Source organism: Brevibacillus sp. HB2.2 (genome assembly GCF_013284275.1).
Classification (GTDB): Bacteria; Bacillota; Bacilli; order Brevibacillales; family Brevibacillaceae; genus Brevibacillus; species Brevibacillus brevis_D.
The window spans coordinates 1-1,513 of sequence record NZ_JABSUV010000091.1 but is presented as its reverse complement, the minus strand read 5'-3'; the positions used below and the strand labels follow the sequence as shown (position 1 = coordinate 1,513).

The 1,513-nt window shown below is 50.7% G+C and carries 1 protein-coding gene; it reads left to right on the top strand.

The genetic code is table 11. The features are described from left to right. Positions 1–1,513, top strand: a 1,513-nt coding sequence (locus HP401_RS29410) for a condensation domain-containing protein (RefSeq protein WP_254457238.1), incomplete at both ends; no start/stop codon positions are given.

Here is a 1,513-nt window from a genome sequence, read left to right as displayed (position 1 = left end):
GTCCGAATCACTCGGAAGCTTTTTGCAAGAAACAACCGGAACTTCGATCGAACCTGTTTCACGGGAAGGTCATCTGCCATTGTCCTTTGCGCAGCAGCGCCTGTGGTTCCTGGATCGTCTGATGCCAGACAGCGCTTTGTACAACATCCCGTCCGCGATGCGATTGCACGGGGATCTGAATATAGAGGCGTGGAACAAGAGCTTGCAGCTACTGATCCAGCGCCACGAGAGCTTGCGGACAACCTTTGACCACGTAGATGGTCAAGCTGTACAAATCATTCACCCATACCAAGAACAGTCGGTACGTGTAATCGACTTGCGCGAGCTACCAGCAGACGAGTGCGAAGCAGAAACACAGCGCTTGGCAGGAGTAGAGGCAGCTACGCCATTCAACCTGAGCGAAGGTCCGTTGTTCCGTACCACCTTGATTCGCGTAAGCGAGCAAGAAACGGTCTTCCTTTTGAACATGCATCACATCATCTCTGACGGTTGGTCGATGGGCGTATTCATTCGAGAATGGTTCACTTCCTATGAAGCGATTAGCCAAAACGACTTACCCGCATTGGTTGATTTGCCTGTACAGTATGCGGACTACGCGGTTTGGCAACGGGATTGGCTCCAAGGTTCAGTATTAGACGAACAGCTTTCTTACTGGAGTGAAAAATTAAGTGGTGCTGAACCGCTTCTGACCCTACCGACAGACCGTTCACGTCCAGCTGTACAAACGTATGAGGGAGCGATTTACTCAACGACGCTCGCAGGTGAACTTCTCGACAAATTACAAACACTTAGCCGTAAAGAAGAATCGACGCTGTTCATGACCTTGCTGGCTGCGTTCCAAACTCTGCTCTACCGCTACAGTGGACAGGAAGACATCCTCGTCGGAAGCCCTGTCGCAGGTCGCAATAGACCAGAGACGGAACAATTGATCGGATTTTTCATTAATACAATGGTGCTACGTACAGATATGTCAGGGGAACCGACATTCCGTGACTTGCTGGCAAGAGTGAAGGAGACAGCACTAGAAGCCTATGCCCATCAGGATCTTCCGTTTGAAAAATTGGTCGATGAACTGGCGCTAGAGCGTAGTCTCAGCTACTCGCCGCTGTTCCAAGTGATGTTTGTCCTCCAGAACTTCCAGCTAGATTTAGACGAACAGGCTGGCATACGTGTATCGGAATTCGATATGGACAAACACCTCGTCACCGCCAAATATGACCTGACGTTGACGATGGCAGAAAAACAAGACGGATTGATCGCAACATTTGAGTACAATACAGCGCTGTTTGATGAAACGACGATTGTGCGTATGTCCCAGCACTTCCATCACTTGCTCGAAGCCATCGTTCAGATGCCGGAGCAGACCATTGCCCAATTGCCGCTTTTGCCTCAGGCTGAACGGGAGCAGCTGCTGGTGGAATGGAACGACACCACGACGGCTTACCCACGGGAGCAACGCGTGGATCAATTGTTCCAGCAGACCGCGATGCGTTTCCCGAATCAAATTGCAGTA